Here is a 26,015-nt window from a genome sequence, read left to right on the forward strand (position 1 = left end):
TGAGGCGGCGGGGTCTCGGACGGGAAGGGGCTCATCGTATCCATGCGGGTCTCGGTGGGGGAGGTTCGGCCGGCGTCCAGGGGCACCCCCGTAGAATCGCGGGGTGAGCTCACCTGCCGTGCACCTGCCCGTTCCCCGTATCCCGGGTCGACGCGGGCGGCTCCAGGATATCCCCGTCGTCGGACAGAAGAAGGTGCTGCTGGCCGCACCCCGTGGATACTGCGCCGGCGTCGACCGCGCGGTCATCGCCGTCGAGAAGGCCCTCGAGCGCTACGGGGCTCCGGTGTACGTGCGCAAGCAGATCGTGCACAACATCCACGTCGTCACCGAGCTCGAGAAGAAGGGCGCGATCTTCGTCGAGGAGGTCGACGAGGTCCCCACCGGCTCGCACGTGGTCTTCAGCGCCCACGGCGTCTCGCCCGCCGTCGTATCCGCGGCATCCGATCGGGGACTCCAGGCGATCGACGCCACCTGCCCCCTCGTGACGAAGGTGCACCGCGAGGCCGTGCGCTTCGCCCGCGACGACTTCGAGATCCTGCTGATCGGCCACGAGGGCCACGAGGAGGTCGAGGGCACGGCCGGTGAGGCACCCGAGCACGTCACGGTCGTGAACTCGCCCGAGCACGCCGACGAGATCGAGGTGCGCGACCCGTCGAAGGTCGTGTGGCTCTCGCAGACCACCCTGTCGGTCGACGAGACGATGGAGACCGTCCGCCGCCTCCGCGAGCGCTTCCCCCAGCTGCAGGACCCGCCCTCCGACGACATCTGCTACGCCACGCAGAACCGCCAGGTCGCGATCAAGAAGGTCGCCGTCGGCGCCGATCTCGTGATCGTGGTGGGCTCGGCGAACTCCTCCAACAGCGTCCGCCTCGTCGAGGTCGCGCTCGAATACGGCGCGAAGGCGGCCTACCGGGTCGACTACGTCGACGAGGTCAAGCAAGAGTGGCTCGAGGGCGTCCAGACGGTCGGCGTGACCAGTGGCGCCTCCGTTCCCGAGGTGCTGGTCACCGAGGTGCTCGAAGAGCTGGCCGGCGCGGGGTACCGCGACGTCGAAGAGGTGCGCACCGCCGAGGAGGACCTCATCTTCTCGCTCCCCAAGGAGCTGCGTCAGGATGCCAACGGCCAGCGCGACAGCCGCGCGCTCGGCGGTCGGAGCAGCGCGTGAGCGACGCGTCGTCCGAGAACCCCGAGGCCCGGCCGCGCCCGCAGTACGGCGAATACGCCACCCCCGAGGAGCAGCGCGCGCGCATCCGGCGACCCGAGGTGACCGAGGCCCTCGACGCCGGTGTGGCCCCGCAGCCCGAGCAGCCTGCACCGACGCCGACGCCCGCCCCCGCGGCCGGTCCTCGACCCGGGGCTCTGCGCGGACCGCTCTGGGACCGCATCATCACGGGCGGTCTGCTCGCCTACGGGCTCGTCTCCACGGTGTCGACCATCGTGCAGCTGCTCGACTTCCCGCGCTACGCCGAGTCGGCCGCCGGCGTGCTGGGCGTCGACGCCACCTACACGAACCTGCAGGCGGGGTACGTCTGGGGCGCCGCCGCCGCGCTCGTCTACGGCATCGGCTGGTTGCTCACCGCGCTCCTCACCTGGCGCCGGCTGCGGCGCGGTCGCATCGCGTTCTGGATCCCCATCGCGGGCTTCGTCGTCACCGCGCTCATCGCCGGGGTCTGCGTCACCCTCGCCCTGGTCGGCGACCAGCAGTTCATGACCGCCATCATCGGCAGCGTCCCGAACTGAACCGCGTGAGCCGGCATCCCGTGTACTCCGGAGAAGGTTTCTCGAGACGGGGAGAGGGAATGCCGTGGTGCGGGACGAGCACGCGCAGCTGACGGCGCTGTACGACGCGCACGCCGTTCCCGTCTGGCGTTACGTCGTCAGCCTGACCGGCGATCACGCCGGCGCCGACGATGTGGTGCAGGAGACGCTTCTGCGCGCCTGGCGCACGCCGCGGGTGATGAGCGACGATCCCTCCTCGTTGCGGTCGTGGATGTACACCGTCGCCCGCAACATCGTCATCGACGAGGCGCGCAGCGCGCGGCGCCGTCACGAACTGCCCGTCGACGAGGTACCCGAACGGGTGCGTGACGACGACACGGATGCCATGTTCGACGCGCTGCTCGTCGAGGAAGCCCTGGCCACCCTCACCCCCGACCACCGTGCCGTCATCGTCAGCGCCTATTACGGCGGACGCAGCGTCGCCCAGGCTGCTGAGGAACTCGGCATTCCCGCCGGAACGGTGAAGTCGCGTCTGCACTACGCCGTGCGCGCGCTGCGGCTCGCACTGCAGGAGAGAGGGGTGACCCGATGACCCCCGATCACGAGCGCCTGTCCACTTCGGACGGCGCCTACGTCCTCGGAGCCCTGAACGCCCCGGATCGAGCGGAGTTCGAGGCGCACCTCGCCGTGTGCGCCGAATGCCGCGCGTCCGTCGCCGAACTCGCGCCGACCGCCGGGTTGCTGTCGCGCCTGTCCGTCGAGCGAGCACGCGCCGTGGGGGAGTCGACCGGCCCTGTGCCGATCGCGGCGCCCGATTCGTCGCTGCGTGGCCGGTTCGTGCGAAGCGCGCGACGTCGGCGCGCGCGCCGCATCACGGCGTGGACGCTGGCGGCATCCGTCGCCCTCCTCGCCGTCGCCGTGCCGAGCGTCATCGCGATCAGCGGAGCGGTTCAGCCGTCGGGGGCGGTCTATGCGCTCGATGATATCGGCGGCGCACCCCTCGAAGCCTCGGTCAAGCTCACCTCCGTGCCCTGGGGAACGCGCATCGACCTCGTGTGCCAGTACACCGGACAGGTCCTGGACGCCCCGCCCGGCGGCTGGCCGTACGCCCTCGCGGTCACCGACGGCGCGGGCTCGACGAGCGTGCTGTCGACCTGGCGCGCCGGCCCGGGGTCCACGACCGAGCTGAGTGCCGGCACCGATCTCGCCACGGCGGACATCGACGCGGTCGAGATCCGCACGGTCGACGGCGACCGCGTCGTGATGCGGCGGACGTTCGACACACCGTGAGTCCGGGCCGGGCGGCGGAGCGCGGCTGCTCCCGCCTTCTCCGGTCGCCTCGTGTCGGCCGGTTGGCTTCGCGTGTGCGGCGGCGAGCGGGAGGCGACCCAGCGCGGACGATCTAGCATCGACGCATGCCCCGTCTCGTCGCCGTCTGCGCCGTCCACACCCTGCATCCGGATGCCGGATCGGTCGGCGTCACCGCCATCGACAAGCGCCCGCTCGAGGGCGCGGTCCGCGTGGGCAAGCTGGGCGTCCGCGCCGATGTGCAGGCGAGCCGGAAGCACCACGGCGGTCCCGACAAGGCGGTGTACGCCTATGCCCAGGAGGACGCCGCGTTCTGGGAGGGCGAGCTCGGTCGCGACCTCGACGCGGGCTGGTTCGGGGAGAACCTGCGCATCGAGGGTCTCGACGTCAACGGCGCACGCATCGGCGAGATCTGGCGCATCGGCGACACCGTCGAAGTGGAGGTGACCATGCCCCGCACCCCGTGCGCGACGTTCGCGCGGTGGGTCGGCGGCCCCGCGGCGCGCGGGTGGGTGAAGCGCTTCTCCGACGAGGGACGCCTCGGCGCCTATCTGCGCGTGCGACGGGCCGGCGACGTTCGGGCGGGGGATGCCGTCGAGGTGCTGTCGGTGCCGGAGGGGGCGCAGACGGTGCTCGAGATGTATCGGAGCTGAGGGGCGCGCGTCGTGCCGCGGGGTCCCGGCATCCGGAAACGACGAACGCCCCGGTCGACGACCGGGGCGTTCGCGGGAGCGGGGCGGATCAGCTCTGGGAGTGGCCGAACGAGCCGAGCTGCTTGGTGGCCTCGACCACGCGCACGGCCATCGCCGACTCGGCGACCTTGCCCCAGGCGCGGGGGTCGTACTGCTTCTTGTTGCCGACCTCGCCGTCGAGCTTCAGCACGCCCTCGTAGTTCGAGAACATGTAGCCCGCGATCGAGCGCGTGAAGGCGTACTGGGTGTCGGTGTCGATGTTCATCTTCACGACGCCGTTGGCGACGGCCAGGGCGATCTCGTCGTCGGTCGAGCCGCTGCCACCGTGGAACACGAGGTCGAGGGGCTTGGGGCCGGTGCCGAAGTGCGCGGCGATGCCTTCCTGGATCTCGCCGAGCAGCTCGGGACGGAGCTTGACGCCACCGGGCTTGTACACGCCGTGCACGTTGCCGAAGGTGAGGGCCGAGATGTAGCGGCCGTTCTCGCCGAGGCCGAGGCGCTCGACGGCCTTGGTGACGTCGGCGACCGTGGTGTATAGGGCGTCGTTCGAGCCCTCGTGCTGGACGCCGTCTTCTTCGCCGCCGACGACGCCGACCTCGATCTCGAGGATGGCGTTGATGTTCTTCATGCGGGGGAGGAGATCGGCGGCGATGTCGATGTTCTCGTCGAGGGGAACGGCCGAGCCGTCCCACATGTGCGACTGGAAGATCGGGTTGCGGCCCGCCTTGACCTCTTCTTCGGAGGCCTCCAAGAGGGGGAGGACGAAGCCGGGCAGGGCGTCCTTGGGGCAGTGGTCGGTGTGCAGGGCCACCGTGATGGGGTAGTTCTTGGCGACCTCGGTCACATACCGGGCGAAGGCGAGGGCGCCGGTGGCGCGGGCCTTGACGGTGTGGCCGGCGAAGTAGTCGGCGCCGCCGGTGGTGACCTGGAGGATGCCGTCGGAGCCGGCCTCGGTCAGGCCCTGGAGCACCGAGTTGATGGTCTGCGAGCTCGAGACGTTGATCGCGGGGTACGCGAAGCTGCCGGCCTTGGCGCGGTCGAGCATGTCGGCGTACTGCTCAGGGGTAGCGACGGGCATGGAGGTGCTCCTTGGTGTTGTCGGGACACCGTCAGCCTAGCGAAGGCGTCGGATCGTGACGTGGCGCGCGTGACAGGAACCGGCCACTTCTGCGGAATCGTTAAGAAGTGTGATTCCTTCGCCTCGCGAGCGCTGAAATCCCGCGATTGTCGCCGCTTCGCTGGATACAGTGGCCCCATGGTGAGCCTGACTGCCGACATGAGCCCTTTGCACCCCGACCGCAACCTGGCTCTGGAGTTGGTGAGGGCGACGGAGGCTGCATCCATCCGCGCCGTCCCCTTCATCGGTCGAGGCGACAAGGAAGCCGCCGACGGCGCCGCGGTCGACGCGATGCGCGCCTTCTTCAGCACCGTCAACTTCGACGGCACGATCGTGATCGGTGAGGGCGAGAAGGACAACGCGCCCATGCTGTACAACGGGGAGCGCGTCGGCAGTGGCCGCGGCCCGCAGTGCGACGTGGCCGTGGATCCGATCGACGGCACCTCGCTCACCGCGGCGGGTCGCCAGAACGCCCTGTCGGTGATCGCGGTGTCCGACCAGGGCACGATGCTCGAGGCGTCGAGCGTCTTCTACATGGACAAGCTCGTGACCGGTCCCGCGGGCGTGGGCGTCGTCGACATCCGCCTCCCCATCGGTGAGAACATCCGCCTTCTGGCCAAGGCCCTCGGCAAGCCCGTCGACGAGATCGTCGTCTCGGTGCTGAACCGCCCGCGGCACGAGCAGCTCATCGCCGACATCCGCGAAGCCGGCGCAGGCACCCGTCTGATGAGCGACGGCGACGTGGCCGGCGGTATCAACGCTGCCCGTCACAACGCCCGCACCGACATGTGCGTCGGTATCGGCGGCAGCCCCGAGGGAATCGTCACCGCCTGCGCGATCAAGGCGCTGGGTGGTCACATCCAGGGCGTGCTCGCGCCTCGCACCGACGACGAGAAGGAGAAGGGCCGGGATGCCGGACTCCTGATCGACGGCGAGGTGTACGAGGCCGACGGTCTGGTGAAGGGTAAGAACACGATCTTCGTCGCCACGGGCGTGACCGACGGCCAGCTCGTGCAGGGCGTGCGACGCGAGGGCGACTTCCTCTACACCGAGAGCGTCGTTCTGCGTGGCGCGTCGGGGACGTTGCGCCGCATCACCTCGGAGCACCTGACGTCGAAGTGGTTGTGACGCTCGCCCCCGTGCAGTGAGTCACGCTCGCCGTTCCGGGATGCGTGACGCTCGTCCTCAGGGGCTGCGTGACGCTCGCCCTTTTCGGGCTGAGTGAGGATTCTCGCGAGACGGCATCATGCCGACAGGCGGTCGCCGAGGGCGATCGTCTCGCCGGCGAGGTGCCGTTTCGGCGTGCCGGAGGCAGTGCCGCGGCGTGCGGGAGCAGCGGGCGCGGGCACGGGCGCCCAGCGGCCGGGTGCGGCGTGCAGAGACAGCCGGGCGTGTCGTGACGCAAGCGTGACCGGTTCGTCGCGCGGACTCTGGCAGAATCGTCAGCAGTGTCAACGGCGACGCTGTGTTCTTCCGAGACCCGAAGGGGGATCGTCCGTGACTACAGCTCCGACGAACCAGACCGCACCTCAGACAGGTGCCCAGGCGGTCATCGCCAGCGCCGTCGACCCGGCCCGCCGCCCCGACGTTCTGCTGCGCGTGCGCCGCGCCGAAGGCCACGAAGTCAGCGCCTGGTGGATGGTCGGCGCTTTCGTCGGCGTCTCCGCTGCCGTCATCAGCCTGCTGAGCTGGGTGCCCGGAGGCGCCTGAGCCACAGGCTCGCCCTCATACCGGTCCGGCATCATCTGCCATCCCGGCCCTCTCGCGCACCTCGCCGAGGTCGGCTCCCGGGAGCCGCGTCGACGTGACGTCGTGATCCGTCTGCGCGGCCGACAGCCGTCGCTGGTCGGACTCCCGGTCGATCATCTCGGGTGCCGTCCACCGTCGGGGCACGGCATCGAGCGCGCCGGGGGCCGCGACCACGTCGAGCTTCGTCTCGTCGATGCCGGGGAACTTGCGCGCGGTGACGAGCACCCGCGTCTCGAGCGACCCCGCGAACTTGTTGTAGCTGTCGACCGTGCGCTCGATGGCGCGACGCAGGTCGCCCGCGTGACTCGCGAGGACGCCCACCCGGTCGTACAACTCGGTGCCGAGGGCGAAGAGGGTGCGTGCTTCATCTGAGACGTCTTGCTGCGTCCACGTGAAGGCGACGGTCTTGAGCACCGCCCAGAGGTTGACGGGGGAGGCGAGAGCCACTCGACGCGTGAAGGCGTAGTCGAGCAGGGCGGGATCCTCGTCGAGCGCGGACGCCAGCAACGACTCGCTCGGCAGGAAGCAGACGACGAACTCGGGGCTCGTCGTCAGGCCCGCCCAGTACGCCTTCTTGGCGAGGGCGTCGACGTGGGCGCGCACGGCGCGTGCATGCTTCGTGAGGAGGGCGGCGCGGCGCGCCCCTTCTTCGCCCGCGGCCGTGACGGCGATGGCGCTCGCCTGCAGGTAGGCCTCGAGGGGGACCTTGGCATCCACCGCGAGAGCTTTGCCGCCCGGGAGGCGCACGACCATGTCGGGGCGACCCGCGCCGGCGTCGCTGGAGATCGTCGTCTGGAGGTCGAAGTCGACGTAGCGGGTGAGGCCGGCCGCCTCGACGACCCGCCGCAGCTGCGTCTCGCCCCAGACTCCGCGCGTGGTGCCGGAGCGCATCGCCGAGGCGAGCGACTCGGTGGTGGCGCGGAGGGCTTCGTCGGCCTCGCGCGACAGCCGCAACTGCTCTCCGAGCGCGGAGTACTGTTCCACCCGGTCGCGCTCGAGGCCGTCGACCTTGCGCTGCATCGCATCGAGCGTGTCGCGCACCGGGTCGAGTGCGCGCAGGACCGTCTGCTCGCGACGCTCGCGTTCCTCTCGCGCGGCTTGGTCGGCGCGAGACTGGCCGACCAGCTCCCGGTAGAGCGCGACCTGGTGATCGAGCTGAGCCTCGAGCCCCGCCCGCGCCGTCTCGGCGGCGGCGGCGCGCGAGCCCAGCGCGTGCTGCTGCTCCGCGGCCCGCGCGGACGCCCGCGACGACCCCACGAACCACCCGGCGGCGACGCCGAGGGCGAGGGCGAGGATCACGAAGAGGAGGGTGCTGGCATCCATGTTCCGAGCATGCACCAGACCTCCGACATCGCCGGAGAGACGCCGCCGGGGGACGTCAGGCGACGGCGCGTTCGACGGTTTCGACCGCGATCTGCGAGACCCGCACGCCGAGGTGCGCCGCCAGGGCGTGCACGTCGTCGACGCCCGCGCGGCGCGCGCAGTCGATGGTGATCTCGGCGCAGGCGACGGCGTCGGCGAGGGCGTCGTGGTGAGCGAAGGGGGAGCATCCGGCCTCGGCGGCGACGAGCGGCAGCCGGTACGAGGCGAGCGCGTACGTCTTGCGCGACATCTGCACGCTGCACAGGTAGCGATAGGGCGGGCACTCGTCGCCCGTCGCGGCGCAGGCGCGACGCAGCACCGACATGTCGAAGCCGGCGTTGTGCGCGACCAGCACGTCGGCGCCGGCGAAGGCGGTGAGGCGTGCGAGCTGATCGCTCCAGGACGGCGCGTTCACCACGTGGGCGGGCTGGATGCCGTGGATGCCGACGTTGATGGGGGCGAAGTCGTCGTGTCCGGCCGGCGGCTTGATCAGCCAGGCGGCGGTCGCGACCACCCGGCCACCCCGCACGCGGGCGAGTCCGACCGCACACGCGGACGCACCGCTGGAGTTCGCCGTTTCGAAGTCGATCGCGGTGAAGTCCAATGCCACGGATCCACCCTCACCCGCCGCCGCGTCGGGGGAGTGAGGCGCGCCGGGGTCGGCGGCATCCGGTTCGGGGTGGACGCGCCGTGCTCTCGCGAGCGAGTCGTGCACGATGCAGGAGATCTCGAGCAGGCAGCGGGTCGCGCGCCATGACCGCGCCGCTCCGCGCTGCGGATCTTCTGCGTTGAGTACGCCGCCGCGCCCCGAGAAGGTCGACGAGCCGCGGGGCGGAGCGGGTGGCACGACCGATGTCGGGGGCCGAGCGTAGGGTCTGGGCATGACCGATCGCGAGAAGTCGACCTCGTTCGGACAAGCGGCGGCCGCCTATGAATCCGGCCGTCCGGGGTACCCGGCCGAGGCGGTCGCGTGGCTGCTGGAGCCGGTGCGCGAGCGGGGCCGCGCGCTGCGGGTCGCCGACGTGGGCGCGGGCACGGGCAAACTCACCCGCACCATCGTCGAATCGGGTGCCGACGTGGTGGCCGTCGACCCGGATGCCGACATGCTCGCCGCCCTCCGCGAGAACGTCCGCGGGGTTCCGACGTTCGCCGGAACGGCCGAGCGACTCCCTCTGCCCGACGCCGCCCTCGACGCCGTCCTGATGGGCCAGGCGTGGCACTGGGTCGACGTCGGACCGGCGTCGCGCGAGGTCGCGCGGGTGCTGCGCAGCGGGGGCGTGCTCGGGCTGATCTGGAACATCCGCGACGACAGCGTCGACTGGGTGCGGCGTTTCACCGCCGCGATGGGCGGGTCGAACGCGGAGGCGCTGCTGGCATCGACCGGTCCGCGCGTGGCGGACCCGTTCGGCGGCCTCGAGCACGAGGAGTGGCGCTGGGAGCGCCGCCTCACCAGGGACCAGTTGAGCGACCTGGTGGTCTCGCGCAGCGATGTCATCACCGCCGACCCCGCGACGCGGGCTCGCGTCGACGCGGCGATCGAGGAGGTCGTGGCATCCCTCCCCGACCTGGCCGACGGAGGGTCGGTCGCGCTGCCGTACGTCACGCACGCGTTCCGCGCGCGACGACCCTGACGCGGTGAGGTGCGCGCGGGCCGGGTAACCTGGACTCCCGTGGCTCTTACCATCGGAATCGTCGGCCTTCCCAACGTCGGCAAGTCGACCCTCTTCAACGCCCTGACCAAGAACTCGGTGCTCGCCGCGAACTACCCGTTCGCCACGATCGAGCCCAACGTCGGGGTCGTGAACCTTCCCGATGCGCGGCTGCAGAAGCTCGCCGACGTGTTCAGCAGTGAGCGCCTCGTGCCCGCCGCGGTGTCGTTCGTCGACATCGCGGGCATCGTGCGCGGAGCCAGCGAGGGAGAGGGCCTGGGAAACCAGTTCCTCGCCAACATCCGCGAGGCGGATGCCATCGCCCAGGTCGTCCGCGGATTCGCCGACGACGACGTGGTCCACGTCGACGGCCAGGTGAACCCCGCCGGCGACATGGAGACCATCAACGCCGAGCTCCAGCTCGCCGACCTCCAGACGCTCGAGAAGGCGATCACCCGGTACGAGAAGGAGGTCAAGGGCAAGAAGCTCGACCCCTCCGTGCTCGAGGCCGCCAAGGCGGCGCAGGACGCTCTTCAGCGCGGCGTGCTGCTGTCGGCATCCGGAATCGACCTCTCGCCGATCCGCGAGCTGGGTCTGCTGACCGCGAAGCCCTTCATCTTCGTCTTCAACGTCGACGAGGCCGTGCTCACCGACCCCGCGCGCAAAGACGAACTGTCGGCGCTCGTCGCGCCCGCGAAGGCCGTCTTCCTGGATGCCAAGATCGAATCGGAGCTGATCGACCTCGACCCCGAGGATGCCGCCGAGCTGCTGGCATCTACCGGTCAGGACGAGTCCGGCCTCGACCAGCTCGCCCGCATCGGCTTCGACACGCTGGGCCTGCAGACCTACCTCACCGCGGGTCCGAAGGAAGCGCGCGCGTGGACGATCCCGCAGGGTGCGAAGGCTCCGCAGGCGGCCGGTGTCATCCACACCGACTTCGAGAAGGGCTTCATCAAGGCCGAGGTCATCTCGTTCGCCGACCTCGTCGAGCTCGGCTCGGTCGCCGAAGCCCGCTCGAAGGGCAAGGCCCGCCTCGAGGGCAAGGACTACGTCATGCAGGACGGCGACGTCGTGGAGTTCCGCTTCAACAACTGAGTGGGCAGCGGCGACGGGTCATGCGCGGCGCGAGGTTCCGGTTCCTCCGTCAGACCCGCCCCGGCCGGTCGTGACGATCCGTCGATCGACGCGCACGGAGCAGACATCGCAGCTCCCACGCCGCCGACACACCGACCGACAGCGTGATGAACAGCGCGATGCCCCACTGCAGCGGCGTGAGTGCGAACAGCGGCGCGGCGACGAAGGTGAGGAACACGCCGCCCGCGAACAGGGCGGTGAAGACCACGAAGAACGCCAGGTGGCTGGCGAACGACCGCGCGGGAACCCTCTGACTCACAGCTAGGAGGCTAGCGCCCCCTCCACCCTCGGCGGCGACCGCGAATCGCGCAAGCCGCCGATCACGGCAGACGAGCACCCCCGTCCACAGGGCCGGGGGTGCTCGTCCGCTGGTCGCGACACGCGAGTGTCCCCGGCCACGGGGCCGGGGACACTCACGGGCCGTCAGCCGCCGATGGGGGTGGGGTTGGACGGGTTCGGCGGCACGGGGAGCGAACCGTTGATGCGGTTCTGCGCCTGGCACTGGCTCGTGCAGTTGGTGGCGCCCGCGGAGAGCTCGATGGCATCCTCGCCGAGAACACCGCCCATGCGGCCGCCCGAGGCGACCGTCCACTTCGTGACGGTGGCATCCTGGTACGTCTTCGTGGCCACCTGCGGGCTGTCTTTGCCGAGCAGCATCTGATGCGCGTCGGGACCGGAGGCGACGGCATCCACACCGCTGCCGAAGTTGATCTTGCCGGTGTACTGGTTCACGAAGTAGAAGAGGCCGGGACCGAGGGTGTGCACGATCTCGACGGGGGCGGCGAACTCCGGCTCCATCTGGAAGATGCCGCCCTGGGCGCCGTCCTTGGCCTGGATCTTGAGCTTGCCGCCGGAGGTGCTGAAGATCGCGACGATCGAGTCGTCGCGCACCTCGAGGCTCGACAGACGCGCACCGGCACGCTGCGCCGTGCTGAGGGTCGGCACCTTGGACGCGAACACCACCGTGGGGCTCGTGACCATGCGCTGCGTGTCGGCGGCTCCTGTGAGGGTGTAGTCGTAGACGCCGAGGGTCGACGGGTCGATCGTGAAACGGTTGTTGCGGCCGCTGACGGTGATCGGACCGGAGACGGCGACGTCCTTGATCTTGGCGTCCTTGCCGGGTGCGGGGTTGTAGACGGTGCCGTTGACGGTGACCGCGTAGTCGCCGCCGGCGGAGGTGGTCTTCGCCTGCGCCGCGGCGGGGACGAGAATTCCGGATGCCGCGACCAGCGCGGCCGCGATGATCGCCGTGGTGCGGGCCAGGCGGGTGCTGGCGGAGGTCTTGCTGCTCATGGGGGCCTCGTTTCGTCGGTGTGAGCTGTACCCACCGTCGCCGGAGGCCCGGGGGATGGGCTACCGGACCTTGGTACTACGACCATCGTCCGATGGCCCGATCGCGACGAGGTGGGGAGGCTGGAGTCCGAGGCCCCGCGGTGCACGCGACAATGGGCGGAAGGACGGATGACATGAAGAAGCGAATCCTCATCGGAGCCGGCGCGCTCGCGCTCGCCGCGGCCCCCGCCGCGATCGGCTTGTGGGGCAATCCGTCGTTCGCCGAGTCGGTGCCGATCCCGGCGCCGACCGTGGCGGTGTCGACGAGCCCGACGCCGTCGGCCACGCCCGCACCCACGTCGACCCCCGACGACCACGGGGGAGACGCGCCCCGCGATGAGCGGGTGGAGACGGGCGACGACCGCGGCGGCGATGCGCCCGGTGCCGGCTCGACCGATGACCGGGGCGGCGACGTTCCGCGCGATCAGCGCACGGAACCCGGCGACGACCGCTCGACGCAGGGCGGGTCGGGAGCCGACGATTCGAGCACGACAGAGGATCGCGGTGGCGACACCGGCGGCTCGGGCGACGACGGCGGGTCGGGTGGCGACGGCCGGTCGGGCGACGACGGCGGCGGGCACGGCGGTGACGACGGCGGCGGGCACGGCGGCGGGGGCGGTCACGGGGGAGACGACTGAGTGGCATCCGGTTCCTCGCCTCTCCCCCCGTGGGAAATACTCGTCGCCGCTCGTGCGCCGCGGGAGCGCTCGCGACGGCTGTCGACCCGAGCGGTCCTCGTGCGACTGGCGGCGGGTCTGGTGGCGGTGCTCATCGCGGTCGCGGCCCTCGCGGGGTTCGGGGCCCAGTGGCTCGCCGAGCGTGAGGCGGTCAACGACGCCGCCCAGGTGACCAACGTGCTCGCCGAAGCGGTGGTGCAGCCGGTGCTCAGTGACGCGCTGGCCGCGGGGGATCCGGCCGCGGTCGCGGCGTTCGATGTGACCGCGCGCGCTCAGATCCTCGGCGACGACGTCATCCGCGTGAAGATCTGGAGCCCACAGGGGCGCGTGCTCTACGCCGACGAGCCGCAGCTCATCGGGCGGACCTTCCCCCTCGAAGACGCGCAGTGGGAAGCGCTCGCGACGCCGGCCACCCGAGCCGCCGTCTCGGACCTGTCGGAGGACGAGAACGTCTTCGAGAGCGGCTCGCGCCTGCTCGAGGTGTACCGCCCGATGTGGACGCCCGGCGGCGCGCAGGTGCTGTTCGAGGTGTACTACCCCTACGAGCCCGTCGCCGTGCGCTCCGCCGATCTCTGGCGCGGGTTCGCGGGCGTGACGACGAGCAGCCTGCTGCTGTTCGTCGTGCTGACGGCCCCGATCGTGTGGACGTTGCTGCGTCAGCTCCGGGGCGCCGAGGTGCGGCGCGCCGAACTGCTCCAGCGCGCCGTGGACGCGTCGGACGCCGAGCGCCGCCGCATCGCGGGAACGCTGCACGACGGCCCGGTGCAGGAACTCGTCGCCACCAGCTACTCCGCGGAGAGCGCTGCGGTCGACGCCGACCGACGCGGCGGGACCGAGGACGCCGTCCGCATGCGCGAGGTCGCCGGGGCGGTGCGCGGGAACGTGCGCGTGCTGAGGTCGCTCCTCGTGGACATCTACCCCGAGAGTCTCGGCGCCGCGGGAGTGGCATCCGCCCTCCGCGACCTTGCGGCGACTGCCCGGACGCGCGGCGTCGAGGTGACGCTCGACCTGCGCGCGCCCCTCGATCAGCTCCCCGAGTCCCACGAGCGTCTGCTCTACCGGGTCGCCCAGGAGGCGCTCCGCAACGCCGTCACCCACGCGGCACCCTGTGCGGTGACCGTCACCATCGCGCGCGTGGATGCCGCCACCGAGCTGGGGGTGGAGGACGACGGTCCCGGGTTCGACCCGACGACGCTGCACCGTCCTCCCGCCGACGGCCACCTCGGCACCCGGGTGCTGCGCGACCTCGCCACAGACGCGGGTGCCGAACTGGCCCTGTCGACCGCCCCCGGCGCAGGCACCCGATGGCGCCTGCGCGTTGCCCTCCACGATCCGTCCCGGGAGTCCGAATGATCCGCGTCCTCGTCGCCGACGACCACTCGATGGTGCGCGAGGGTCTCGCCTCCGTCCTCACCGTCGATGGCGACATCGTCGTCGCCGGCACGGCCGCCAACGGCGCGGAGGCGCTCGCCGCGGTGAGGGAGGTGGCCGTCGACGTCGTCGTCATGGACCTCTCGATGCCGGTCATGGACGGCGTCGCGGCGACACGTGCCGTTCGTGCGGAGCATCCCGGCATCCGGGTCCTCGTGCTCACCTCTTTCGGCGATCGCGATCAGGTGCGACGCGCGGTGGCCGCGGGCGCGACCGGTTATCAGCTGAAGGATGCCGAGCCGGCTGACCTCCGTGCCGCCGTGCGGGCGGTGGCGAGCGGCCACGCCCCGCTCGATCCGCGCGTGGCGGGAGCGCTGCTCCCCGATGACTCAGCCCCGAGCGCCGGCCTCAGCGCACGCGAGGAGGAGGTGCTGCGCCTCGTCGCCAATGGGCGGGCGAACAAACAGGTCGCCGCCGAGCTCGGCATCTCGGAACGCACGGTCAAGGCCCACCTCGGCAGCATCTTCCGACAGATCGGCGTGGCCGACCGCACGAGCGCGGCGCTGTGGGCGCGAGACAACCTGTCGTCGTGACGGCCCGCGATCACGCCGGGTCGGCGTAGACCACCCGGTTGTCGACGTACGAACCCGCATCACGGTCGAAGACGCCCCCGCAGGTGATCAGCCGCAGTTCGTCGCGGGCGGTCGCCCCGAAGACGCGGGCGGTGGGGAAGGCCGACTTGGGATAGTCGGCGGTCTCGGTGACGCGGTAGAGCTGCAAGACGCCGTCGACGCCGTACACCTCGACGACGTCGCCGACCGCGAGGTCCTCTAGAGCCTGGAACACCGCCGGGCCGGTGGGCGAGTCGACGTGCGCGGCGATGACGGTGGGTCCGGTTCCGCCGGGGCGCCCACCGCCGGAGAACCACCCGACCTCGTCGTAGTCGACGGGGACCTCCATGCCGCCGTCGTCGGCGATCCCCAGTTCGATCAGGGGCTCGTCGAGCGCGAGGCTCGGGATGACGACGCGTGCGGGGGCGACGGGTGCAGACGGGGTGGCCGCCTCCCCGTCGGGCGGATCGATCGTCGCGGGAGGGGTCGGGACCGAGGCCGGGGCCGCGGGCGGAGATGCGGGGGAGGCCGCCTGCGGCACCGCGCCGCAGCCCGCGCAGCTGAGCACGGCGACCAGTGCGAGCGCGCACGCGGCGCGCGCCGGCCATCCCCGCGGGGTCTGCCGGCGCGCACCGCGCCGCGCGTCGATCACTTGGCCGCGGCCGCGCGGCGGCGCTGCACGACGAGGGCGCCGGCGGCGACGAGGCCCAGCCCGCCGGCCGTGGCGGCGAGTCCCCAGCCGGAGAACTCGCTCGCCGCCGCTCCACCGGCGCCGGTGTCGACACCGCCGACGGGGATGGACGTCAGCTGGCCGCGCACCACACCGGCGGCGAAATCGACCGTGTGGGAGTCACCGGTGAAGCCGGCGGGGTTCGCCTCGATCTGCTTCAGCGAGAAGTTCGTCCCCGTGTCGGCACCGTTGGCGACGACCCCGGTGGTGAAGGGACCCTGCAGGCATCCCGACGAGGTGCGCGGGCCGTCGCCGACCGGCGCGGGGTTGGGGAAGGCGATGCGCGGCGGGCCGGGCTTGCCGACGGCTGCCTCGTGAATGTGCGTCGCGGTCTTCGCGGGGCTCTGATAGTCGCCGGTGACGCCCTCGAGACGGATGTCGTAGCAGATGATCTCCTGGTCGGAATTGATGCGGAACGTGAACGTGCCGGTCGCACCGCTCTGGCCGGGTGTGGCGACCCCGTCGTTGTTGATCACCTGGTCGGGCGTCGCCATCACCGTGAAGGCGCTGGTGAACTGCGACGGTTCGTCGACCTCGGTGTCGGCGAACGCGGGGGATCCCACGGCCAGCAGGGCGACACCGGCCAGGGCGCCGATCGTCAGCGGGCGGGCGTACGTCTTCTTCGTCATCGTCGTGCCTTTCGATCGGGACGCGGAGCGTCCGGTTAGGGGCGTGTACGACCGTGAGCGCCCGGGCGTTCATCGCCGCGGCGAATTGCTCCGCGATGAACGCCGAGCCCGTCGGCGACGTATACCCCGCACGGCCGCCGTCGGGGCGACCGTTAGCCTCGGAAGGACGGGCGCGCATGACGGAGTCCGCCGCACAGAGCAGGGAGAGGCGCATGGACGCGTCTCGACGACGCACCGCGGGGACGGGATTCGACCTCCGTCGCGCGTTCGACGACAACGGCAGTGCGCTGCTCGGCTATGCCGTGAACGCACTCCGCGACCGTCCCCTCGCGGAGGACTGCGTGCAGGAGACGTTCCTGCGGGCGTGGCGGGCGCGGGAGCGCTTCGATTCCCGCGAAGCCTCCGAGCGCACCTGGCTGTTCTCGATCGCCCGGAACGTGATCGTGGACGCCGTCCGCGCCCGCGCCCGGCTGCCCCTCATCGGCGATCATGCGGAACTCGAGAGCCGGGCGGCGGAGGCCATCGATCCGCTCGAGCGTCTGAGGATGCTCGAGGCGCTGTCGGTGCTCACCGAGGCCCACCGTACGGCCGTCGTCGCGATCCACCTCCACGGTCGCACGTACCAGGAGCTGTCGGATGCCACGGGCGTCCCCGTCGCGACCTGGCGCACCCGAACCTTTCACGCACTCCGCGCCCTCCGGGCGCACCTCGAAGAGATGGAGGAGCCGGATGCGCACTCCCGATGACCGCTGGGCCGAACTGGTCGCCGCTGCGCTGGCGGGGGAACTGACACCCGCCGAGTCGGCCGAGTTCGAGGGGCTGCGACGTTCCGACCGTGCGCGCGCCGAGGAGTTCGCCGCGCTCGACGAGGTCGCCGGGCGGCTGCGCCAGGGCGACCTCGGCTGGACCACCCCGCGCGATACGGGCGACCTGTTCGCACGGATCGAGAGGTCGGTCGACAGCGGTGACCCGACGGCGATCGGAGCGGTACCGGAGACTGCCGTCGCGCGGCGTGGCCGCCGGTGGGTCGCGCCGCTCGTGGGCGCGGCGTGCCTCGTCGCGGGTCTCGTGGTCGGTGCCAACGGTGCCGGCGCGTTCTCCGCGCCCGCACCGTCGGGCCCGCCCGGGACGCTGGGGGCCGTCGAGCGGATCGAGGTGCGCGACGACGTCGGCGGCGTCGACGTCTCGGCGGAGGTCGTCGCCCACACCTGGGGGACGGAGGCATATCTCGAGGCCACGGGACTCGACGTGGGGGCGACGTACGAGCTCGTCTTCGTCGGCGAGGACGGCACGGAGTTCACCGCCGGAGAGGTGCTCGGTTCAGACGTGCCCATCGTGTGTCGCATGAACGCGGCGGTGCTGCGCGGTGACGCCGCCCGAATGGAGTTGCGTGACACCGGCGATGCCGTCGTCGCTCACGCGGAGCTGCCGGCGGTGTGACCCGCGCGATCTCGCGACGCGTCAGCCGAGTTCGGTCGGGTGGGTCAGGCGCCACCACAGGGTCGGTTCCTCGATCTCGCCCTTGATCTGAACCTCGGATGCCGTTGTCTGCGGGCCGGCGGTCCAGGTCACGGTGCCCACGACCTCGCCCTCGGCGTAGTTCTGCGGCGTGCTGGTGTCGAGGTTCACCGTGACGGGGGTGTCCGACCAGGTGCGCAGCGCCGCGTTCTTCGCGAGGACGAGCGACGCGCGCGAGCCCCACGGCGTGGAGATCGTGCCGATGTCATCGCCGGCAACCCCCAGGGTCACGTCGTGGAACCCGTCTCGCAGGCTCCGGAGCAGGCGCGCGACGTCTTCGTCGGTGCTGTCGTGGGTCGCGCCGCTCATCCGCACACCCGTGACCTCGAGGGGTGCGCCGATGCCGACGTCGAGGGTGGACGTGAAGAGGAGGTTGAAGGTGCCGTCGCCGAGATTGCCGGTCTTCATGCCCGTGATCCCCAGGGTCCCGAGGAGGTCGTTCGTGTTCGTGACGACCCCGGGGCCACGGACGGCGATCGACGGCGTCTGGACGATCGCGGCGACCACGGGGTTCGCCGCCGCGATGCGGCCGAGGGCCACGAGGTCGCTGGGCGTGCTCGTGTTGCGTTCGTCGATCCCGGTGGCATCCACGATCCGCGTGTCGTTCAGGCCGTTCGCGCTCAGCCACGATCGCGCCGCCTGCACGTACGCCCCTTCGGAGCCGAACGCCCAGCGGGCGTTGGCGACGGCGTAGTTCGCCGCCGAGGGGATCAGCATGGTGGCCAGCGAGTCGTGCAACGACATCTTCAGCCCGTCGGGCATCGACGCGATGACCGCATCCTGCACGTAGAACTGGTCGTACAGGTCGGTGTCGGCCTCGGTGAACGCGATGGTCGGGCCGGGATCGCCGGGCCCGTCGAGGGGGTGGGCGTCGAGCACGACGAGGGCCGTGATGAGCTTCGCGATGCTCGCGATGGGTCGCGCGTCGTTACCGCCGGTGGAGGCGAAGGCCCCCGCGGCATCCGGTCCCAGATAATCCTCGCCGCCCTCGACGCTCATCAGCATCTCGCCCTCGGCGGGCAGGGCGATGGATGCCGCCGGCCCCGCGGACGCGATCGGTGTCTGCGACGTGACGGTCGGTGCGGGAAGAGCGGCCGACGACGCCCACCAGACGTATCCGCCCGCGCTGCCGAGCACCAGGAAGGTGACGACGAGGAAGACGATGAGGGCGATGCGGCCGGCACGACCGTTGCCCTGCGGCTCGCGAGGGGCATCGTCGAGGAGGTCTCGGAAATCGGCGAGGGTGCTCACGTCAGAGCCTCCGAGGGGAGCAGGGAGTGGGATGGACGCACGCGCACCTCTCGAACCTAACTCGCGGCGGTGCCTCACGCCGAGACGAATTTCAAGCCCCCCGCCGGTCGAGGGGAGGCGATCTACCGTGAGTGGCATCGGGAAATACCCGAGGACCACACGGGAGGAGCCGCCATGGGACTCGACGACAAGATCAAGAACGCCGCTGAAGACATCGCCGGCAAGGCGAAAGAAGCTTTCGGCAAGGCGACCGACAACGAGCGTCTCGAAGCCGAGGGTCAGGGCGACCAGAGCAAGGCCAACGTCAAGAAGGCCGGCGAGAACGTCAAGGACGCCTTCAAGTAAGCGCCCTCCCCGAATGCCCCGATCGTCATGGTCGGGGCATTCGTCGTTCTCGGGGCTCTCGCGCCGGCCGCGGGGCCGCGGCCCACATGAACCGACGACCAGCGGATTGCCCTGAAGTGCGCCGAAGTGCGGCGGGAAGCCGGCCCGACCGGCCCGACGGCACGGGATGCCATGGCTCGCCCAGCGCGACCGCGATAATGGCGACATGACCACTGCCGTTCCCACCGAGACCCCTACGCTCGTCTCGGGTACCCCCGTCGTCCTCCGCGCGCACGGCTACGAAGCCGCCATCGCGAGCGTCGGTGCCTCGCTCCGCTCACTGACTCACGAGGGTCGTGACCTCGTCGTGCCGTTCGAGGCCGACGAGCTCCGCCCCGCCTACCGGGGAACCACGCTCGCGCCGTGGCCCAACCGCGTGGTCGACGGCGTCCACCACTTCGACGGCGTCGAGCATCAGCTCCCCCTCACCGAGCCCGACCGCGGACACGCCCTTCACGGGTTGCTGTCGTGGGCCGACTGGAACATCACCGACGCCTCGGACGACGCCGTCACGCTGCGCGCGACGATCACCGCACAGGCGGGGTACCCGTGGTGGGTGGTCGTGTCGACGACCTATCGCCTGGGGGCCGACGGCCTGACGCAGACGGTCCGCGCGACGAATCTGTCGGACACGCCCGCGCCCTGGGGGACCGGACCGCACCCCTACCTCGTCGCCGGCCCCGCGACCCTCGACGAGTGGACCCTCGCCCTCCCGGCCGACACCGTGCTCGAGGTGACGCCGGACCGCCTGTCGCCGGTGGCCCTGGCATCCGTGACCGTCGACGCCGACCGGTTCGACTTCCGCGACGAGCGCGTCCTCGGGGCGGTCGAGATCGACCACGCGTACACCGGGCTGATCCGGGATGCCGACGGCCGGGCCGAGGTGACGGTCACCGATCCGTCGGGCACCGGTGTGGCGATGAGCTGGGCGGGGGAGTGCCCGTGGGTGCAGATCCACACGGCCGACCTGCCCACCGGCCCCGGCACGCCCGGACACCGCGCCGGGCTGGCGGTGGAGCCGATGACCTGCGCGCCCGACGCCTTCAATGACGACGCCTACGACTTCGACACCGGCGTCGTCTCGCTCGACCCGGGCGTGTCGCACGAGGCGGGATGGACCATCTCGGCCCGTTGACGCGCGTCGACGACAGAACCGCCCCGGGGTGAATCCCGGGGCGGTTCTGTTCTGTCATGCGTGTGTGGTCAGACGACCTGCGCGCCGCACATGCCGCAGTCGCCTCCGACGGAGACCTCGACGAAGCAGTCGGGGCACATGGCGCGGGTGGGGCGATCGGTGATCGGCGTCGGCTTCGGGCTCGCGCTGCGCCGCTCGGCGCGCGGGGCCGCTGCCGCACGGGCGCGAGCGGTGGTGACGGGGGCGACGGGCGGCGGGGGAGCGGCGGCGGGCTTGTGCGCGTCGCAGTAGAAGCGGACGAAACCATCGTGGTGCTTGGGGTGGCGGTGCTTGACCGCCCACAGCTCGGTGCGCTCGTAGAGCGGACCATCGGCGCCGCAGGCGACGCAGCGCGTGGCTTCGCCCGGCACGACATCGGCGACCAGGACGGGGACGTCGAAGCGGATGGCATCGCGCCAGTCCTGCGACGAGACGATCTTCATGTGGGGGACCCTTCTTCGGCGGTTCGGGCCGCCTCCCCCCAACGGTACGCTCCTCCCCACCCCGGTGCGACGCGATCGTGCGCGTAAAGGGTGGACATGGCCGCACGGGCCCCCGTTAGGTTGGAGGGAATTCCCCGCGCCGCCCCGGCGGCGCCCGTCGAAGGAGAAGCATGGAACTCGCCGCATTGGGAGCCGTCGGAGTCGTCGTGGCCATCGTCGTGGTGATCGCGGTCGTCATCATCGCCGTGCTCGCCCTGGTCGTGCGCGGCTGGTACCGGGTCGCGAAGGCCGACGAAGCCCTGGTCATCGTCGGTAAGCGTCAGAAGGGCGCCGACGGCGAGTCGTCGCGCATCACGGTGATCACCGGCGGCGGGGCCATCGTCAATCCGCTCACCCAGCGCGGCGAGATGATCTCGCTGCGAGCGCGCCAGATCAAGATGGAGCCCACGGCGCAGTCGTCGAACGGCGTCACCGTCAACGTCAGCGGCGTCGCCCTGGTGAAGATCGGATCCGATCCCGAGCAGGTGCGCCGGGCGGCCGAACGTTTCGCCTCGCAGGACAAGGCGATCGAGCAGTTCACCACCGAGCAGCTCGAGGGTGCGCTGCGCGGTGTCGTCGCGACCCTGACCGTCGAAGAGCTCATGCGCGACCGTCAGCGCTTGTCCGACCAGATCGCCGAGGGGATCAAGGGTGACCTGTCGTCGCAGGGGCTGATCCTCGACTCTTTCCAGATCCAGGGTGTGACCGACAGCAACGGCTACATCTCCGCCCTCGGTGCGACGGAGGTCGAGCGCGTCAAGCGAGAGGCCGAGGTCGCCCGCATCAACGCCGTGCGCGAGATCCGTGCACGCCAGATCGCGACGGACGAGGCGAACCTGATCGAGCAGACGAAGCTCGACAAGAACAGCGCCGCGGCGAAGGCCGAGGTCGGTCGCGCCAACGCCGAGGCCGAGCAGGCAGAGGCGCTGACGCGAGCCGAGCGCCGGCAGGCCGTCCTGCAGCAGGAGGCGCAGAACACCCAGGCCCGCCTGGAGTCCGAGGTCTCGCGCGTCGCGGACGCCGACCTGTACCAACGTCAGAAGGACGCCGACGCCGAATCGTACTCGCAGATCAAGGCGGCGCAGGCGCGCGCCGCGATCGCCGAGCAGGAAGCGGCCGCCGTGCGCGTGCGCGCCGAAGCCGACGCTCAGGCTGTGCGCCTGGCCGGTGAGGCCCGCGCCGAAGCCATTCGCGCCGAGGCCGAGGCGCTGTCGCACAACCAGGAGGCGCTGCTGGCGCAGCGCGCGCTCGAGGCGCTCGTTCCGATGATGGCGGAGTTCGCGAAGGGCTACGACCGGGTCGGCAACATCACCGTCCTCGGCGGCGAGGGCGCCAGCGGCCACCTGGCGACGGAATCGGCCACCGGCCTGCGCTCGTCGTTCGAAGCCGTGCGCGCGGCGACCGGCATCGACCTCACCCAGATCATCCAGGGCCGGGTCGTGGCCGACGCGTTCGCGGAGACGACGCGCCGCCCCTCGACGTCCGCGGACAAGCCGACGTACCCCGCGCCCACCGTGCCGCCGGCACAGCCGTCCGCACCTCAGCCGGAGGCCTGAGGAGCGCGCCGTGCCCGAAGCTCCTGAGGTCGAGGCGCTCGCGTCGTTCCTGCGCGGGCGTCTCGTCGGGCGCGCCGTGACCGGGGTCGAACTCGTCGAAGGGCGGGCGCTCAAGACTCGCGCGCGCCCCCTCGAGGAGGTGATCGGCCGGGTCGTCGCCGGCGTGACCCGTCACGGCAAGCACATCGACGTCGATCTCGACGGCGTGCACCTGGGTCTCGGCTTCGGGCGGGCGGGCTGGGCGACGTGGGATGAGGGCCTCTCCGCGGAACGGTCGGGCCAGACTCCGGTCGCGGCGGTCATCGCCCGGCTGATGTTCGGCGACGCGGTGCTGGGCATCACCGATGCGGGCGACTGGCTGTCGGTCCAGCTCCACGTCGTGGATGCCGCGGACGAGGTCCCCTCGGTCGCGAAGCTCGGCCCGGACGCCGCCGATCCCGCGTACTCCCGGGCCATGCTCGCCGAGGCCCTCGGCGGTCGGCGCAAGCAGCTGAAGGCGCTGCTCCAAGAACAGGAGACGCTCGCCGGGATCGGCAACGCCTACTCCGACGAGATCCTCTTCGCCGCGCGGCTGTCGCCGGTGATGCACGCGGCCGCGCTCACCGACGACGAGATCACACGCCTGTGGAGCGCGCTGCACGACACGATGACCGCCGCGGTGATCGCCCGCCGCGGCGTCCCGATCGCCGAGCAGAAGGCGGCGAAGGTCGCCGCGATGCGGGTCCACGGTCGCACGGGTGAGCCTTGTCCGGACTGCGGAGGCGTCGTCGAAGACATCCCCGGGACCAAGGGCGGCGGGCAGTGGTGCCCGTCGTGTCAGAGCGCGGGCTGACCCTTCGCGCACGCGAAAGCCCCCGCACCGAGGCGCGGGGGCTTTCGTCCGACAGTGGCGTCAGGCCGTCTGGCCGGAGTGCTTCCCCTCGGCGACCTCTTCCACGAGCTTGGCGTTGAAGGCCGGCAGGTCGTCGGGGTTGCGGCTGGACACGAGGCCCTCGTCGACGTGCACTTCTTCGTCGACCCACGTCGCGCCGGCGTTGCGCAGGTCGGTCTGCAGCGTCGGGTAGCTCGTGAGGGTGCGGCCCCCGAGCACGTCGGCCTCCGTCAGGATCCAGCCGCCGTGACAGATGACGGCGACCGGCTTGTGCTGATCGAAGAAACCGCGGGTGAACGACACGGCGTCTTTGACGATGCGGATGTCATCGGCGTTCTGAACGCCTCCCGGCAGGACCAGGGCGTCGAAGTCGCCGGCGGACGCGCCCGAGACTGCCAGGTCGACTTTCTGCTCGTGGCCCTTCTCGCCGCTGATGCTGCCCTCGTTGGGCGAGACCAGCACGGCTTCGGCGCCGGCGGAGGTCACGGCCTCCCACGGGCTGGTGAGCTCGCTGTCTTCGAATCCGTCGGTGGCCAGGAAGGCGATGCGCTTTCCGCTGAGATCGGTCATGGGTCGACTCTCTCTTTCTCAATCGGGGGTCGATGCCACGCTAGGAACGGGCGGCGCCCGGAGGGCGGGGGTTGCGGATGCCGGGGGAGGGGGCTACGCCAGACCCTCCGGCTTCGTCCGAAGTGCTAGACCGCGGAGGCGGGCTCGTCGTGTGCAGACCGGTTGCGTCCGGGGTGCGGAGCCGTCGACGCTGACGCGCCGACGGGGGTCTGACGGATGGCTCGAGAATGCGGAGTCGCGCGGCCCGGATGCGTCGACTGCACCCGCGGCCCCGTCGCGTACGCACGGGCGTAGCATGGATCGCATGTCCGGTGACACGATGTCTGACGCGAAGCCCGCCGAGAAGCCGCTGATCACGCTGCTGAACGCTCCCGCCGACGAGGCGGATGAGGCTGCGCCTCCCGCATCGCAGTGCTGCGGCGGCGGTTCCTGCTCCCTCTGAGCCGCTAGCGCCGCTCGCGGTCAGCTGCTTGCGTCCGTCCGCCGGTGGCTCGTGCTCGCTCTGAGCCGCTGGCGCTCAGCCGCTCGCGTCCGCGCACCGGCGGCGGTACCCGCCCAATCGCTCTGAGCCGCAAGCGCCTTTCACGTCATCGCGCCGCGGTTCCCGCTCCCTCCGAGCGGCTATCACCGCCCGCCTTCAGTGCACCGGCGTCGCCGCTCCTTCGAGCTGGTCCGCGGGCTTGCGGATGAGGAACGCGCCGACGATGAGCGGCAGCGAGATGATCGCCGCGATGAGGAACGCCGCGCGTGTGCCGGCGGCATCCGCCTCGAGTCCCGTGCCGGTCGAGGCCGAGACCGACGACATGATCGTGACGAGAAGGGCGATGCCCGCCGCTCCGGCGACCTGCTGCACGGTGCCGACGATGGCTGACCCGTACGAGTAGAACCGCGGTTCGAGCGAGCCGAGCGATGCCGTGAACAGCGGCGTGAACGACAGGGCGAGGCCGAGCATCATCACCGTCTGCACGACGATGAGCAGGGGGAACGAGGTGTCGGTTCCGAGGGTGGTGTAGAACCACAGGGTCGCGCTGACGATGATCGCGCCGGGGACCAGCAGGATCTGCGTGCCGAACCGGTCGTAGACGCGACCGATGACGGGGCCGGCGAGGCCCATCGCGAGCGAGCCGGGCAGCACGGCGAGCCCGGTCTCGAGCGGGGTCTTCTCGAGCACCGTCTGCAGGTACAGAGGGAGCAGCGTGATCGCGCCGAAGAAGGCCAGCGACATCACGCCCAGCTGGGTCACCGACAGGGTGAAGTTGCGGGAACGGAAGACACGCAGGTCGAGCAGCGCGGAGTCGGTGCGCTGCAGGCGCAGCTGACGCCACACGAACGAGGCCAGGCCGATGACGCCGATGGCCAGCGACACGACCAGGGTGACCACCGACGCGTCGGCGGCTCCGGCGTCGCCGCCGTGTCCGCCGCCGATCTGGCTGAGGCCGAACACGAGGCCACCGAAACCGAACGCCGAGAGGATGACGCTGGCCACGTCGATGGGGGCCCTGCGGGTCTCACCGAGGTTGTGGATCCATCGCGCACCGACGAACAGGGCCACTAGCGCGATGGGCAGCACGATGCCGAAGATCCAGTGCCAGCCCAGCGACTGCAGGACGAGTCCCGACATGGTCGGGCCGATGGCGGGCGCGAGGGCCATCACGATGCTGACCCGACCCATCATGCGACCGCGCTGGGCGGGAGGCACGATGGTCATGATCGTCGTCATCAGCAGCGGCATCATGATCGCGGTGCCCGACGCCTGGATGACCCGGGCCACGACGAGCACCTCGAACCCGGGGGCGAGGAAGGCGACCAGCGTGCCCGCCGAGAACAGCGACATCGCGGTGACGAACACCTGGCGCGTGGTGAAGCGCTGCAGGAGGAACCCGGTGATCGGGATGACGACCGCCATCGTCAGCATGAAGGCGGTGGTCAGCCACTGGGCGGCGACGGCGGTGATACCCAGGTCGCGGATGAGGAACGGGATCGCGACGTTCATCGTCGTCTCGTTCAGGATCGCGACGAAGGCGGCGGTGAGCAGCAGCCAGATGACGCGGCTCTGCTCGGCGGTGACGCCCGACGCGGTCTGGGGCGGAGCGGAGGAGACGGTGCCGGTGGCGGCCATGACGAGGTCC

Annotated in this window: 30 protein-coding genes; 19 read left to right on the forward strand and 11 right to left on the reverse strand. The window is 71.1% G+C overall.

From position 1 onward, the window contains the following. Positions 1 to 103: 103 nt before the first annotated feature. From QRO03_RS07710 to QRO03_RS07730, 5 genes are all read left to right on the forward strand, one after another. Positions 104 to 1,165: a 4-hydroxy-3-methylbut-2-enyl diphosphate reductase gene (locus QRO03_RS07710; protein WP_183420114.1), complete on the forward strand. Its 1,062-nt coding sequence runs from the start codon at positions 104 to 106 to the stop codon at positions 1,163 to 1,165. Continuing rightward, positions 1,162 to 1,740 (forward strand): DUF6264 family protein, encoded by a 579-nt coding sequence (locus QRO03_RS07715; RefSeq protein WP_285136943.1) that lies wholly within the window; start codon positions 1,162 to 1,164, stop codon positions 1,738 to 1,740. Before QRO03_RS07710 ends, QRO03_RS07715 begins: the two co-directional genes overlap by 4 nt. Before the next feature lie 64 nt (positions 1,741 to 1,804). Then, the gene (locus QRO03_RS07720) at positions 1,805 to 2,311 is read left to right on the forward strand and encodes a sigma-70 family RNA polymerase sigma factor (protein WP_285136944.1); all 507 of its coding nucleotides are present in this window, start codon (positions 1,805 to 1,807) and stop codon (positions 2,309 to 2,311) included. Then, complete coding sequence (locus QRO03_RS07725; protein WP_285136945.1) at positions 2,308 to 3,009, forward strand: anti-sigma factor family protein; 702 nt, start codon at positions 2,308 to 2,310, stop codon at positions 3,007 to 3,009. The genes QRO03_RS07720 and QRO03_RS07725 overlap by 4 nt, the downstream gene beginning before the upstream one ends. A gap of 125 nt (positions 3,010 to 3,134) precedes the next feature. Beyond that, the gene (locus tag QRO03_RS07730) at positions 3,135 to 3,680 is read left to right on the forward strand and encodes an MOSC domain-containing protein (protein WP_285136946.1); all 546 of its coding nucleotides are present in this window, start codon (positions 3,135 to 3,137) and stop codon (positions 3,678 to 3,680) included. Positions 3,681 to 3,768: 88 nt separating this feature from the next. Here the strand turns inward: QRO03_RS07730 and fbaA are convergent, their stop codons facing one another. Then, complete coding sequence (gene fbaA / locus QRO03_RS07735; RefSeq protein WP_285136947.1) at positions 3,769 to 4,797, reverse strand: class II fructose-bisphosphate aldolase; 1,029 nt, start codon at positions 4,795 to 4,797, stop codon at positions 3,769 to 3,771. Between the two features lie 177 nt (positions 4,798 to 4,974). On the opposite strand from fbaA, the gene glpX reads away from it, so the two are divergent. Continuing rightward, positions 4,975 to 5,964, forward strand: coding sequence for a class II fructose-bisphosphatase (glpX, locus tag QRO03_RS07740; protein ID WP_183420109.1), 990 nt, complete (start codon positions 4,975 to 4,977; stop codon positions 5,962 to 5,964). Between the two features lie 369 nt (positions 5,965 to 6,333). Further along, positions 6,334 to 6,546, forward strand: a complete 213-nt coding sequence (locus QRO03_RS07745; RefSeq protein WP_055953550.1) for a hypothetical protein — start codon at positions 6,334 to 6,336, stop codon at positions 6,544 to 6,546. Positions 6,547 to 6,561: 15 nt separating this feature from the next. Here QRO03_RS07745 and QRO03_RS07750 read toward each other — a convergent pair whose 3' ends face one another. Together QRO03_RS07750 and QRO03_RS07755 are read right to left on the reverse strand one after the other, a co-directional pair. After that, the gene (locus tag QRO03_RS07750; protein ID WP_285136948.1) at positions 6,562 to 7,908 is read right to left on the reverse strand and encodes a DNA recombination protein RmuC; all 1,347 of its coding nucleotides are present in this window, start codon (positions 7,906 to 7,908) and stop codon (positions 6,562 to 6,564) included. 55 nt (positions 7,909 to 7,963) lie between these two features. After that, on the reverse strand, positions 7,964 to 8,557 hold the full coding sequence (locus QRO03_RS07755; RefSeq protein ID WP_285137318.1) for a 3'-5' exonuclease: 594 nt from the start codon (positions 8,555 to 8,557) through the stop codon (positions 7,964 to 7,966). Positions 8,558 to 8,828: 271 nt separating this feature from the next. Between QRO03_RS07755 and QRO03_RS07760 the strand changes: the two genes are divergently transcribed. Both QRO03_RS07760 and ychF read left to right on the forward strand, forming a co-directional pair. Next, positions 8,829 to 9,578, forward strand: a complete 750-nt coding sequence (locus tag QRO03_RS07760) for a class I SAM-dependent methyltransferase (RefSeq protein WP_285136949.1) — start codon at positions 8,829 to 8,831, stop codon at positions 9,576 to 9,578. Between the two features lie 39 nt (positions 9,579 to 9,617). Then, positions 9,618 to 10,691: a redox-regulated ATPase YchF gene (ychF, locus tag QRO03_RS07765; RefSeq protein ID WP_285136950.1), complete on the forward strand. Its 1,074-nt coding sequence runs from the start codon at positions 9,618 to 9,620 to the stop codon at positions 10,689 to 10,691. A 49-nt stretch (positions 10,692 to 10,740) separates the two neighbouring features. On the opposite strand, the gene QRO03_RS07770 is transcribed toward ychF, so the two are convergent. After that, entirely contained in the window at positions 10,741 to 10,989 is a 249-nt protein-coding gene (locus QRO03_RS07770) for a hypothetical protein (protein WP_285136951.1), read from the reverse strand. 164 nt (positions 10,990 to 11,153) lie between these two features. Beyond that, entirely contained in the window at positions 11,154 to 12,023 is an 870-nt protein-coding gene (locus QRO03_RS07775) for a hypothetical protein (RefSeq protein ID WP_285136952.1), read from the reverse strand. Positions 12,024 to 12,196: 173 nt separating this feature from the next. On the opposite strand from QRO03_RS07775, the gene QRO03_RS07780 reads away from it, so the two are divergent. The 3 genes from QRO03_RS07780 (at position 12,197) to QRO03_RS07790 (ending at position 14,703) form a co-directional block, all read left to right on the forward strand. Beyond that, positions 12,197 to 12,700 (forward strand): hypothetical protein, encoded by a 504-nt coding sequence (locus QRO03_RS07780; protein WP_285136953.1) that lies wholly within the window; start codon positions 12,197 to 12,199, stop codon positions 12,698 to 12,700. Positions 12,701 to 12,799: 99 nt separating this feature from the next. Next, positions 12,800 to 14,092, forward strand: coding sequence for a sensor histidine kinase (locus QRO03_RS07785; RefSeq protein WP_285136954.1), 1,293 nt, complete (start codon positions 12,800 to 12,802; stop codon positions 14,090 to 14,092). Further along, on the forward strand, positions 14,089 to 14,703 hold the full coding sequence (locus QRO03_RS07790) for a response regulator (RefSeq protein ID WP_285136955.1): 615 nt from the start codon (positions 14,089 to 14,091) through the stop codon (positions 14,701 to 14,703). The genes QRO03_RS07785 and QRO03_RS07790 overlap by 4 nt, the downstream gene beginning before the upstream one ends. Positions 14,704 to 14,713: 10 nt before the next feature. On the opposite strand, the gene QRO03_RS07795 is transcribed toward QRO03_RS07790, so the two are convergent. Both QRO03_RS07795 and QRO03_RS07800 read right to left on the reverse strand, forming a co-directional pair. Continuing rightward, positions 14,714 to 15,373, reverse strand: coding sequence for a class F sortase (locus tag QRO03_RS07795; protein ID WP_285136956.1), 660 nt, complete (start codon positions 15,371 to 15,373; stop codon positions 14,714 to 14,716). Continuing rightward, entirely contained in the window at positions 15,370 to 16,080 is a 711-nt protein-coding gene (locus tag QRO03_RS07800) for a CHRD domain-containing protein (protein ID WP_285136957.1), read from the reverse strand. Before QRO03_RS07800 ends, QRO03_RS07795 begins: the two co-directional genes overlap by 4 nt. 212 nt (positions 16,081 to 16,292) lie before the next feature. Here QRO03_RS07800 and QRO03_RS07805 point away from each other — a divergent pair, with 212 nt between their 5' ends. Both QRO03_RS07805 and QRO03_RS07810 read left to right on the forward strand, forming a co-directional pair. Further along, positions 16,293 to 16,826 (forward strand): sigma-70 family RNA polymerase sigma factor, encoded by a 534-nt coding sequence (locus QRO03_RS07805; protein WP_285136958.1) that lies wholly within the window; start codon positions 16,293 to 16,295, stop codon positions 16,824 to 16,826. After that, the gene (locus tag QRO03_RS07810) at positions 16,810 to 17,520 is read left to right on the forward strand and encodes an anti-sigma factor (RefSeq protein ID WP_285136959.1); all 711 of its coding nucleotides are present in this window, start codon (positions 16,810 to 16,812) and stop codon (positions 17,518 to 17,520) included. Before QRO03_RS07805 ends, QRO03_RS07810 begins: the two co-directional genes overlap by 17 nt. 21 nt (positions 17,521 to 17,541) lie before the next feature. On the opposite strand, the gene QRO03_RS07815 is transcribed toward QRO03_RS07810, so the two are convergent. Next, the gene (locus QRO03_RS07815; protein ID WP_285136960.1) at positions 17,542 to 18,849 is read right to left on the reverse strand and encodes a D-alanyl-D-alanine carboxypeptidase family protein; all 1,308 of its coding nucleotides are present in this window, start codon (positions 18,847 to 18,849) and stop codon (positions 17,542 to 17,544) included. Between the two features lie 174 nt (positions 18,850 to 19,023). Between QRO03_RS07815 and QRO03_RS07820 the strand changes: the two genes are divergently transcribed. Both QRO03_RS07820 and QRO03_RS07825 read left to right on the forward strand, forming a co-directional pair. Next, complete coding sequence (locus QRO03_RS07820) at positions 19,024 to 19,194, forward strand: CsbD family protein (RefSeq protein WP_082484862.1); 171 nt, start codon at positions 19,024 to 19,026, stop codon at positions 19,192 to 19,194. A 205-nt stretch (positions 19,195 to 19,399) separates the two neighbouring features. Further along, positions 19,400 to 20,368, forward strand: a complete 969-nt coding sequence (locus tag QRO03_RS07825; RefSeq protein ID WP_285136961.1) for an aldose 1-epimerase family protein — start codon at positions 19,400 to 19,402, stop codon at positions 20,366 to 20,368. A 68-nt stretch (positions 20,369 to 20,436) separates the two neighbouring features. On the opposite strand, the gene QRO03_RS07830 is transcribed toward QRO03_RS07825, so the two are convergent. Then, positions 20,437 to 20,850, reverse strand: coding sequence for a glucose-6-phosphate dehydrogenase (locus tag QRO03_RS07830; RefSeq protein WP_285136962.1), 414 nt, complete (start codon positions 20,848 to 20,850; stop codon positions 20,437 to 20,439). Between the two features lie 170 nt (positions 20,851 to 21,020). Between QRO03_RS07830 and QRO03_RS07835 the strand changes: the two genes are divergently transcribed. Next, positions 21,021 to 22,445: a flotillin family protein gene (locus tag QRO03_RS07835; protein ID WP_285136963.1), complete on the forward strand. Its 1,425-nt coding sequence runs from the start codon at positions 21,021 to 21,023 to the stop codon at positions 22,443 to 22,445. A gap of 10 nt (positions 22,446 to 22,455) precedes the next feature. Next, the gene (locus QRO03_RS07840; protein ID WP_285136964.1) at positions 22,456 to 23,277 is read left to right on the forward strand and encodes a DNA-formamidopyrimidine glycosylase family protein; all 822 of its coding nucleotides are present in this window, start codon (positions 22,456 to 22,458) and stop codon (positions 23,275 to 23,277) included. Positions 23,278 to 23,337: 60 nt separating this feature from the next. On the opposite strand, the gene QRO03_RS07845 is transcribed toward QRO03_RS07840, so the two are convergent. Beyond that, the gene (locus tag QRO03_RS07845; protein WP_285136965.1) at positions 23,338 to 23,886 is read right to left on the reverse strand and encodes a type 1 glutamine amidotransferase domain-containing protein; all 549 of its coding nucleotides are present in this window, start codon (positions 23,884 to 23,886) and stop codon (positions 23,338 to 23,340) included. Between the two features lie 304 nt (positions 23,887 to 24,190). Here QRO03_RS07845 and QRO03_RS07850 point away from each other — a divergent pair, with 304 nt between their 5' ends. Continuing rightward, the gene (locus QRO03_RS07850; RefSeq protein WP_285136966.1) at positions 24,191 to 24,328 is read left to right on the forward strand and encodes a hypothetical protein; all 138 of its coding nucleotides are present in this window, start codon (positions 24,191 to 24,193) and stop codon (positions 24,326 to 24,328) included. A 195-nt stretch (positions 24,329 to 24,523) separates the two neighbouring features. Here QRO03_RS07850 and QRO03_RS07855 read toward each other — a convergent pair whose 3' ends face one another. Next, positions 24,524 to 26,005, reverse strand: coding sequence for an MDR family MFS transporter (locus tag QRO03_RS07855; protein ID WP_285136967.1), 1,482 nt, complete (start codon positions 26,003 to 26,005; stop codon positions 24,524 to 24,526). Between the last annotated feature and the right edge of the window lie 10 nt (positions 26,006 to 26,015).

It is taken from the genome of Microbacterium sp. lyk4-40-TSB-66, from assembly GCF_030209475.1.
Lineage (GTDB): Bacteria > Actinomycetota > Actinomycetes > Actinomycetales > Microbacteriaceae > Microbacterium.

Bases quoted from the DNA above. Each gene is read 5' to 3' on its own strand.
- QRO03_RS07725 (WP_285136945.1), top strand. From the start codon at position 2,308: ATGACCCCCGATCACGAGCGCCTGTCCACTTCGGACGGCGCCTACGTC.
- QRO03_RS07730 (WP_285136946.1), top strand. From the start codon at position 3,135: ATGCCCCGTCTCGTCGCCGTCTGCGCCGTCCACACCCTGCATCCGGAT.
- fbaA (WP_285136947.1), bottom strand. From the start codon at position 4,797: ATGCCCGTCGCTACCCCTGAGCAGTACGCCGACATGCTCGACCGCGCC.
- glpX (WP_183420109.1), top strand. From the start codon at position 4,975: ATGGTGAGCCTGACTGCCGACATGAGCCCTTTGCACCCCGACCGCAAC.
- QRO03_RS07750 (WP_285136948.1), bottom strand. From the start codon at position 7,908: ATGGATGCCAGCACCCTCCTCTTCGTGATCCTCGCCCTCGCCCTCGGC.
- QRO03_RS07760 (WP_285136949.1), top strand. From the start codon at position 8,829: ATGACCGATCGCGAGAAGTCGACCTCGTTCGGACAAGCGGCGGCCGCC.
- QRO03_RS07775 (WP_285136952.1), bottom strand. From the start codon at position 12,023: ATGAGCAGCAAGACCTCCGCCAGCACCCGCCTGGCCCGCACCACGGCG.
- QRO03_RS07780 (WP_285136953.1), top strand. From the start codon at position 12,197: ATGAAGAAGCGAATCCTCATCGGAGCCGGCGCGCTCGCGCTCGCCGCG.
- QRO03_RS07790 (WP_285136955.1), top strand. From the start codon at position 14,089: ATGATCCGCGTCCTCGTCGCCGACGACCACTCGATGGTGCGCGAGGGT.
- QRO03_RS07800 (WP_285136957.1), bottom strand. From the start codon at position 16,080: ATGACGAAGAAGACGTACGCCCGCCCGCTGACGATCGGCGCCCTGGCC.
- QRO03_RS07805 (WP_285136958.1), top strand. From the start codon at position 16,293: ATGGACGCGTCTCGACGACGCACCGCGGGGACGGGATTCGACCTCCGT.
- QRO03_RS07810 (WP_285136959.1), top strand. From the start codon at position 16,810: ATGCGCACTCCCGATGACCGCTGGGCCGAACTGGTCGCCGCTGCGCTG.
- QRO03_RS07820 (WP_082484862.1), top strand. From the start codon at position 19,024: ATGGGACTCGACGACAAGATCAAGAACGCCGCTGAAGACATCGCCGGC.
- QRO03_RS07825 (WP_285136961.1), top strand. From the start codon at position 19,400: ATGACCACTGCCGTTCCCACCGAGACCCCTACGCTCGTCTCGGGTACC.
- QRO03_RS07830 (WP_285136962.1), bottom strand. From the start codon at position 20,850: ATGAAGATCGTCTCGTCGCAGGACTGGCGCGATGCCATCCGCTTCGAC.
- QRO03_RS07835 (WP_285136963.1), top strand. From the start codon at position 21,021: ATGGAACTCGCCGCATTGGGAGCCGTCGGAGTCGTCGTGGCCATCGTC.
- QRO03_RS07845 (WP_285136965.1), bottom strand. From the start codon at position 23,886: ATGACCGATCTCAGCGGAAAGCGCATCGCCTTCCTGGCCACCGACGGA.
- QRO03_RS07850 (WP_285136966.1), top strand. From the start codon at position 24,191: ATGTCCGGTGACACGATGTCTGACGCGAAGCCCGCCGAGAAGCCGCTG.
- QRO03_RS07855 (WP_285136967.1), bottom strand. From the start codon at position 26,005: ATGGCCGCCACCGGCACCGTCTCCTCCGCTCCGCCCCAGACCGCGTCG.